Annotated in this window: 1 protein-coding gene; it reads right to left on the bottom strand. The window is 72.5% G+C overall.

All coding sequences use genetic code 11. From position 1 onward, the window contains the following. Window positions 1–269 (bottom strand): TerD family protein (locus AOK23_RS50370; RefSeq protein ID WP_240496585.1); only part of this gene is annotated, 269 nt, incomplete at both ends.

Here is a 269-nt window from a genome sequence, read left to right as displayed (position 1 = left end):
GGCGGAGCCGTGTTCGCGATGGGCGGCGTGGGCGACGCCGGGGCGGCGGGCATGGGAGGGAGAGGAGGTGCGGGCATGGCCGAGGAGGAAGCCGTCGGCGTGGCGGTCGGCTCTTCGTCCACGCTGATCCCGAAGTCGGTGGCCAGCCCCGCGAGTCCGGACGCGTATCCCTGTCCCACGGCGCGGAACTTCCACTGACCGGCCCGCCGGTACAGCTCCCCGCCGATGAACGCCGTCTCCGTCGTCGCCTGCATCTCGAACAACGCCAG

The sequence above is a fragment of the Streptomyces torulosus genome, assembly GCF_001419765.1.
In the GTDB taxonomy this organism is placed as follows: Bacteria; Actinomycetota; Actinomycetes; order Streptomycetales; family Streptomycetaceae; genus Streptomyces; species Streptomyces torulosus.
This window is presented reverse-complemented; position numbering and strand designations above follow the sequence as displayed.